Genomic DNA, 8735 nt, shown 5'->3' with positions numbered 1-8735 from the left:
CGGCGGCGGCCAGCCGTTCGGCGGGCATGGTTTGGTCGAACTCGGAAAAGTTGTTAACGACGAGGAGCTTTTGTCCGCCGTTGGTGCGGGTGTAGGCAAACAGGTGGGGATTGCCGGAATCGATCACCTCCATGCCGCCGCTGCGGAATGCGGGAATTTCCTTGCGCAGGTGGAACAGGCGGGACATTTCCATGAAGAACTTCCATTCGAGCGTGTTGCTGTCGGTCAGGTCGTCGTGCGCCCGCCACTTGCGTCTGGCACGATGCACCCAGCGGCTGTCGTTGACCTTGGCGGGATCGGACAGGAAGGTGTAATCGTTGAGCATGCCGTGTTCGTCGCCGGCATACAGCAGCGGAATCCCGCCGATACTCACCTGGATGCTGCGCAGCATGTTGATGCGCCGCACGGCGAGATCGATCAGTTCGTTGTCGCCTTTCTCCAGCGCCTCTTCGAGGCCGGCCAGCGAGGAAAGCGTGCCGGAGACGCGCAGGTCGCCGGTTTCGGGGTTGTACTGGAAGGGCACGCCGCGCGCAAAGGAGCCCGGATGCTGCCCCGTGTAAAACCGATTGAGGAAGCGACGGTGCCCATAGGGGTCGATGCCTAGCTGGCGGGCATCCTCGTCGTCGAAGGTCCACCCGATATCGTCGTGGCAACGCAGGTAGTTGACCCACGCGCACTCCGGGTGGATGCGGGTGCGGTGCTTCATGGAATGCACCAGCAGCTTGACTTCGCGCGTGGCCAGCGCCTCCCAAAGCAGGGCCATCAGCAGCGGGTTGTAGGAGAGCTGGCACTCGTCGGGATGGACGTAGCGGATCACTTCGTCGGGGTGGACAATTGCTTCCGATTTGAAGACCACCGCCGGGGCGCAGATTCGCGCGATGGCGTTGAAGGCGCGGATGATGGTGTGCGCCTCCGGCTGGTTTTCGCAATCGGTTCCCATCCGTTTCCAGATGAAGGCCACGGCGTCGAGCCGCAGCACCTCGACGCCTTGGTTGGCAAGGAACAGCATCTCCTCGGCCATGGCGCGCAGCACGGCGGGATTGCTGTAGTTCAAATCCCACTGGTAGCTGTTGAAGGTCGTCCAGACCCAGCGTTGCATTTCGTCGTTCCAGATAAAGCTGCCCTTGCGGATTTCGGGAAAAATGTCGCGCAGATGGGTCTGGTAGCGATCGACCTCGTTCCGGTCCGTAAAGGTGTGATAGAACGCCATGTAATCGGGATCGCCGGCGCGGGCCTGCCGCGCCCAGTAGTGGTCGTCGGACGTGTGGTTGAAGACAAAATCAAGCACCAGGCTGATGCCGTTTTCGCGCAGCTCGTCCGTCAACAGGGCGAGCTCCTCCATGGTGCCGACGTCCGGATGGATGGAGCGATAGTCGCTGACGGCATAGCCGCCGTCGTTCTCGCCGTGCGGCACCGCGAAGAGCGGCATCAGGTGCAGGTAGGTCACTCCGAGTTTCTGGAAATAGGGAATGTTTTCGCGCAGGCCCGACAGATTGTCGCTGAAGAGATCCACATACAACACAATGCCCACGATGCGTTCATCGGCATACCATTGCGGGTTGGCGGCGCGGCGGTCGTCGAGCGCGCGCAACGCATCGGGGCGCGACAGCCAGTGCCGCACCAGCAGGTCCAGCACCAGCTCCAGCGTGTAGAAAAAATCATACTGCCAGCCATAGAGCTCGTGCAGATAGCCGAACAACCGCGGCCATTCGCCCACGAGCCGTTCCTTGAAGCCGCCCCATTCTACAGGGCGCGATGCCAGCTCGTGCGCGTAGTCCCGTTCCACGCGCGGCACCAGCCGTTCGAGGGAGCTGCTTGCCGCGTCCGTTTGCCAATTCTTGCCATGCACTGCCATGACCAAACCTCGTGAAGTTGAAAAGTGCCGTCATCCGGCTTCCGATCCGTCGGTGCGCGGCGGGTTGCGCCGCGCGCATAAAAATTTAGGCAGGGAAAAGCACCCCTGCCAAAAACGATTTCATATGTAAGTGATATCTCGGGCAAGGTCAAGGGCACTCCCGGCACATCGGCAGTCTCTGGTTGATTCGGGTCTTTGCCCGACTTTTTGCCGGTTCGTGGTCCTTTCGTGCCCGCGCTTTCCCGCCGATTCGGAAGCATCGTGCGCGTGCATCCCGTCGCCACCAACGTTTTTAATTCGACCGATCGCGTCGGCATATGTCCCTTTTGGCCGGTTTCGTTCGTTTATAAATGAAACAAGTCGAAAAGGAGTCGTAATGAAACGTTGGGTGGGATTGCTGTCTGTGGGATTGATTGCCGGGGCCATGGCCGCGGAAAAACCGAATATTATTTTGATCTATGGGGACGATGTCGGCTTCGGCGATGTCGGGGCGTATGGCAGCAAGATGATTCCGACGCCGAACATCGACCGGCTGGCCGCCGAAGGCTTGCGCTTTACGGATGGCCACTGCACGTCGGCCACCTGTTCGCCGTCGCGCTTTTCGATGCTGACCGGCAAATATGCGTTCCGCCACCAGGTCACCATTCTTCCGCCCAATGCGCCGCTTTCGATCCCGACCGATATCACGACGCTTCCCGACATGCTCAAGCGCGCGGGCTATGCCACCGCCGTCATCGGCAAATGGCATCTCGGCATCGGCGCCAAGGACGTGCCGACCGACTGGAACGGGGAGGTGAAGCCGGGGCCGTTGGAAATCGGGTTCGACTATTCGTTTTTGCTGCCGTCCACCAACGACCGCGTCCCCTGCGTCTATCTTCGCAACCACCGCGTCGTGAACCTCGATCCCGCAGACCCGCTTTTCGTCGAAAAAACCCTGGAGGCGGCGCGCAAGCACACCGAAAGCACCCAGTATCCTTGCGCCAAGCAAACGCCCGAGGCGATGACCTACTACAAAAGCACGCATGGGCACAACAACAGCGTCATCGGCGGCATCGGACGCATCGGCTACATGGCGGGCGGAAAGTCCGCGCTGTGGAACGAAGAAACCATCAGCGACACCTTCGTGAAGGAAGCGAAGAGCTACATTGCGGAAAACAAGGACCGTCCGTTCTTCCTCTATTTCGCCTCGCAGAATATCCACGTGCCGCGCGCGCCGAACAAGCGCTTCCAGGGCGCGACCAAACTCGGCTACCGCGGCGACGCCATGGTGGAGTTCGATTGGGCCACCGGCGAGATCATGGCCACGCTTGAGCAATACGGCCTGACCGAAAACACGATCATTGTCTTTTCGAGCGACAACGGCCCCGTCTACGACGACGGCTACGACGACGGAACGGTCGTGAAGACCTCCGACGAAGAGGTGGACCGGGGGCACGACGGTTCGGGCATCTATCGCGGCGGCAAATACCAGATTTATGAAGGCGGCACCCGCGTTCCGTTCATCGTGCGCTGGCCGGCCCGCATCAAGCCGGGCGTTTCCGATGCGTTGGTCAACCAGGTGGACCTGATGGGTTCGTTCGCGGCGCTGACCGGCGTCGAGCTGGCCGACGACGAGGGGATCGACAGCCGCAACACGCTGGCGACGCTGCTCGGCGAAGACCGCGCCGGACTGCCCTACATGGTTGAAGAGGCGGGGCGCGCCGGCCGCGCCCTGCGACTGGGCGAATGGAAGTATATCAGAGGGCAGGGGAAGGGCGGCGGCCTCCGGGTGCCCAAAAAAGCGGAACTCTACAACCTCAAGAACGATCCCTCCGAATTGAACAACCTCATCGCAATGCATCCGGAAAAAGCGGAAGCGATGGCCCAGCAGCTCGAAGATCTGCTCAACAGCGAGCGGATGCGATAGGCGCAGGCCGCGACGGCCCGGAAATAACCGCGCGGCGGGGTTTGCCTCGGGCCGCGCGGATCTGCTTTAGTTTTCAGATGGATTCAACCACGGCCATTCTGGATGCGGAGATCACGGTGCTCGACTACGAGACGACGGGGTCGGTCCGCGGGTTTGCGAACGAGCCGTGGCAGATCGGCATGGTCGCGCTGAAGGGCGGAAAGGTGGCGCCGGAGTCCATGTTCGAAAGCCTGCTGCGCGTCGAACCGAACCGCCCGTTCAATCCCAATGCGCCGGGGCGCCATGCTTTGCTGCGGGATGCAATCGCCGCCGCCCCTTTGCCGCAAGAGCTGTGGCCGGAAATCCGCCCGCGCCTGACGGCGTTTCCTCTGTGTGCGCACAATGTTGCCACCGAAAAAAAGTTTTTGCGGCTGATGGCGCCCATGCACCGGTTCGGTTTGTGGATCGATACCCTCCGGATCGCCCGCAAGGTTTGGCCGGGCTGCGCGTCCTATGCCCTCGGGGAGTTGATGGTCCTGCTCGATCTCAAGCGCAAGGTCGATTCCCTGTGTCCGGCCAAAGAAGCCCACGACGCGCTCTACGACGCCGTCGCATCGGCCCTGCTGCTGGAGCACCTGCTCGCCCAGCCCGGCTGGACGGACCTCTCGATCGGCGAGTTGGCCTCCCTGTAATCGATAGGTGCAAAAAAAGGATAATATAAAGCAACAAATGCGGAACAAGTGTTTGCTTGATTGACAGGTTCGCCGAGGGTTCTCAGACTACCTCCCTGATCGAGGGGAGATGGTTCCCGGAAAGATCTCATCGGACGCGTGCCCGTATCGCCGGAAATCGGTTTCCCTTCAAACGGGAGGGAATAAGATGAACGCGAACTCCTTTCAATCCGGGATCTCGGCGGCCGTGCGCACGCTCTGGATCCTCGCGGGGCTGTGCCTCGGCAGCGGCGTCTCGCAGGGCGATACGCTGACGTGGGACGGCAGCTCGAGCACTCTTTGGGGCACGGCGGCGAACTGGGTGGAAAATGCCGTGCCGGCCGACGGTGATACGCTGCTGTTCCCGTCCAGTGCCTCCAACAAGGCTACGGTCAACAATATTGTTGGACTCGACGTGTATAAGATCGAAATCCAGGGTACGGGTTATTCGTTATCCGGCAATACGATCGGCCTGATCGAGAGCATACGGATCAATACGACCTATCTGACGATCGCCGACATGTATATGGATGTCGAGCTGGTCGCCGATGCCCAGATCAGAATGATGGGCTATAACAACCACTTGCTCTTCTATGGCGATGTCGACTTGGGGGCCTACGACCTGCGTGTCGGAAACTATGGCCTCGTTCGCTTGTACGGGGTCGTGAGCGGGAGCGGATCGGTGGTTAAATTCGGTACCGGAACCGTCTCGTTTAACGGCAGCTCGGGAAACACCTTTTCCGGTTCGACCACGGTGGAAGATGGAACGCTGGAGCTGGATCAGGCTTCCGGCAACTCGATTCCCTTCGACCTGGTCATTGAAGACGGTGCAACCGTGCTCCAGAACGCTTCGTACAAAATCGGCGATGATGTCACCATCTATGGTGCCGGGACCTACGACATGAACGGTCAAACGGAAACCATCGGGGATCTCGTTCTCTACGACGGGGCCGATTTTGATTCCGGCACCTCGACGTTGACGCTGGCCGGGGATCTGATCACGGATGGCGGCATTTCAACCCTTTCCGGCAACTTGGGGCTGTCGTCCGGCAGCCACGACTTCAACATCCTGTACAACGGGTTGCTGCTCTGGCCCGGAGCCCATTGCTGGCTCAATGCGGACGTGTCCGGTCTGGGAAGCATCAATAAGATCGGCCCCGGAAAGTTGCGCATTGCGGGCAACAATACGTATACGGGCGAAACGACCGTGCTGGGCGGCGATATCATGATCGAGTCGAATACGGCGCTGGGCAGCTCGGTTGCCGGAACCACCGTGAACACCGGCTCGCGGATCTATCTGTCGGCGTTCAGTTCGGGCTCCTCGAAAAACATTGTCGGGGAAGCCCTTTCGCTTGGGGGCGATTTTTATTCATACGGGGTTGCCAACAGCTGGTCGGGAAGCATTGAACTGACGGACGACGTGGAGATCAAGGTCTCTTTCGGTAGCTCGCTGGAACTTACCGGGAACATCGGCGGCAGCGGTGGCGTGACCAAGGATTGGGGCGGTACCCTGATCTATTCCGGCTCTTCGGCCAATAGCTACAGCGGCGACACCGTTGTGAACCAAGGCACCTTGTTGCTGAACCGACCGGCCAACGCCATCTATTATGGTTCGCTGACGATCGGCAACGGCACGGGGACGGATGATTCCGTGATCGTCCGTTTGCAGAATGATTTCCAGATCTGGGATTCGGTCGATATCACCATCAACAGCGATGGCTGGCTGGACTGCGATGCCTATGCGGATACCGTGGGCGCGATTACGCTCGAAGGCGGTCATGCCGGAAGCTCTACCGGTACCCTGAGGTTGGGGGGCGATGTGACGGTCATTGCATCGGACTCGGAGGCGCTGCTCGATGGCAATGTCGAAATGGGAAGCGGCACGCGGACATTTACGGTGGGCGATGGTTCGGTCGGCTACGATCTGCGCGCCACGGCTTCGCTCAGCGGCAATGGATTGCTGAAGACGGGGGGGGGACTGATGGCCCTGCAGGGCGCGAATACCTTTACGGGCGCCGCAACCGTGAACCAGGGGCGGCTCTACGTGCTCAACGACGATGCGCTCGGAACCACCGCCGGCGGTACGACGGTCTCCGCTTCGGGATTTATTCAGCTGGTGGGCGCGGATGTCGGCGCCGAGCCCTTGACGCTTGCAAGAACCAGTTCGGGAACGGTGCTTTACGGCACTGGAAGTTCGAGCTGGGCCGGCGATATCGTGCTGGATGAAGATGCGCAAATGGCCGCGAGCGGGACGCTGGTATTGAGTGGCAGCATTAGCGGCGCCGGCGGGATCACCATGTCGAGCGGCGGTACCATTAGTCTTTCCGGCTCCGGAAACAACACCTTCGACGGCGATGTCACCGTCGTGGCCGGAACGTTGCTGATGGGAAAAACGGGCCAGTCGATTCCCCATTCGCTGCTCATCGGCGGCAACGGGACGGGCGATCCCGTCGCGACCGCGCGGCAGCTTGCCACCAGCGAGATTTTCGAGGACGTTACGATCAACGCTTCCGGCGTGTATGACCTGAACGGCTATAACGAAGCCGTGCGCGATCTCTATCTCAACGGCGGTGCGGATGTCGATACCGGCACCGCAACGCTGACGGTCGTCGGCGATGTGCTGGTCGATTTGCTCGGCATCATCGACGCGAATTCGACCATGGCCGGCAAGCTTGCGTTGTCCGGCAACACCACGCTCGAGGTGCCGCAGGGCTCGGCCTCGAGCGGCAACCCGTCGGATCTGATCATCGATGCGGTGGTATCCGGCAGCGGAAACATCTCCAAAACCGGAAACGGGGAACTGCAGCTGACGGCGGCGAATACTTTCAGCGGACCGTTTTCGGTCGATGCCGGCGCCCTGCGACTCGATAACGATCTGGGGTTGGGAACAACCGCGGGCGGTGTTTCCGTCAACGGCTCGGCCTACCTGCAGATTCACGGCGGCGGACATACGGTTGCCGGCGAGCACCTGACGCTGAATTCGACCTATGGCGGGTGGGGGGCGCTCTATTCGGCCGGAGGCCCCAATGTCTGGACCGGCGACATCACGCTGCAGTCCGATGCCGCCATCGGGGTCTCCTCCGGGGCCGAGCTGACCCTGTCGGGATCCATCGGCGGGGGCGGAGACCTTCACGTGGTTAACACCGGTACACTGGTCTTCGGCGGCTCGACCGCCAACACCTATGTCGGCAACACCTATGTCGACAGCGGCACGCTGGCACTGGATAAGAGCGTTCCCAACGGAACCATTTTGGGGCGCCTGTATATCGGCGACGGAAGTGGCGGCGCGAATGCGGATGTGCTGGTCCTGCGCAGTGGCGGTCAGATTGAAAATGAACGGGTCACCATTGCCGATTCGGGACTCTTTGATCTCAACGGAAATCTTGAATATATCGGGTCGCTGAGCGGGAGTGGGCAGGTAAACCTGGGCAGCGGAACTCTCAGCACCGGTGCCGACGGCACTTCAACCACCTATTCGGGGTTGATTCAAGGCTCCGGGATCATCCGAAAATATGGATGGGGTACGTTCACGCTTGCGGGCAACAACACCTATTCCGGCGACACCGAAATTTACACGGGAACCCTGCAGGTCAACGGATCGCAGACCGCGAGCGGTGTCGTGGTCGACGTCAACGGCCGGCTCGGCGGCATTGGTGCCGTGGGGGCGATCGAAAGCAGCGGCACCGTGGCCCCCGGAACAAGTGCCGGGATGCTCGGCGCCGGCACGACCGTGCTCGGAACCGGTTCAACGTTCGAGCTGGAGCTGAATGGGTATACGTTCCCGGATTACGACCGGCTGGAGGTCAAGGGGGACATCAAGCTGGCCGATCCAGATCTGGATGTTTCATGGGGCTTTGTGCCTGCCGTGGGCGATTCGTTTCTGGTGATCGCCAATGACGGAAACGACGCGGTGGCCGGCTCGTTCAGCGGGCTTGCCGAGGGGGCGTCTGTCGTTGCCGGCAACGTTACCCTGCAGATCACCTACACCGGCGGCGACGGCAACGACGTCGTGCTGGCGGCCACCGATGTTCAGCCGCTGGAAGATCTGGTGATCACATCGTTCGATGTCGCCGCCGGCGATGCCGATCTCGAATGGGAAGGCGGCGTGCCGTTCTATGTGGTCGAAAAGAAAACTTCGCTCACCAATGGAACGTGGACGGCCGTCACTGCGCCGACGCGCGACTTCGCGGGCAGCGTGCCGGCCGACACCACCAACGGCTTCTATCGGGTCACCGGAGGGAATTGATCATCGAAATGTAGATGCGGCTGGTTGCCGCATCTACAT

General features: G+C 60.8%; 4 protein-coding genes. 3 read left to right on the top strand and 1 reads right to left on the bottom strand.

What is annotated here, in order from left to right; translation table 11 throughout:
- Positions 1 to 1855, bottom strand: a 1855-nt coding sequence (locus tag ABYO54_RS10275; protein ID WP_372808162.1) for an alpha-amylase family glycosyl hydrolase, incomplete at its 3' end; no start/stop codon positions are given.
- 376 nt (positions 1856 to 2231) lie between these two features.
- Here ABYO54_RS10275 and ABYO54_RS10270 point away from each other — a divergent pair.
- From ABYO54_RS10270 to ABYO54_RS10260, 3 genes are all read left to right on the top strand, one after another.
- Entirely contained in the window at positions 2232 to 3761 is a 1530-nt protein-coding gene (locus tag ABYO54_RS10270; RefSeq protein ID WP_372808161.1) for an arylsulfatase, read from the top strand.
- Positions 3762 to 3838: 77 nt separating this feature from the next.
- Positions 3839 to 4432, top strand: a complete 594-nt coding sequence (locus ABYO54_RS10265; protein WP_372808160.1) for an exonuclease domain-containing protein — start codon at positions 3839 to 3841, stop codon at positions 4430 to 4432.
- A gap of 187 nt (positions 4433 to 4619) precedes the next feature.
- On the top strand, positions 4620 to 8696 hold the full coding sequence (locus ABYO54_RS10260; RefSeq protein ID WP_372808159.1) for a beta strand repeat-containing protein: 4077 nt from the start codon (positions 4620 to 4622) through the stop codon (positions 8694 to 8696).
- The last annotated feature ends 39 nt before the right edge of the window (positions 8697 to 8735 follow it).

It is taken from the genome of Pontiella sp. (assembly GCF_041622395.1).
Lineage (GTDB): Bacteria > Verrucomicrobiota > Kiritimatiellia > Kiritimatiellales > Pontiellaceae > Pontiella.
This window is presented reverse-complemented; position numbering and strand designations above follow the sequence as displayed.

What these genes read in the sequence shown, in the direction of transcription:
- ABYO54_RS10270 (WP_372808161.1), top strand. Translation starts at nt 2,232, where the DNA reads ATGAAACGTTGGGTGGGATTGCTGTCTGTGGGATTGATTGCCGGGGCC.
- ABYO54_RS10260 (WP_372808159.1), top strand. Translation starts at nt 4,620, where the DNA reads ATGAACGCGAACTCCTTTCAATCCGGGATCTCGGCGGCCGTGCGCACG.
- ABYO54_RS10265 (WP_372808160.1), top strand. Translation starts at nt 3,839, where the DNA reads ATGGATTCAACCACGGCCATTCTGGATGCGGAGATCACGGTGCTCGAC.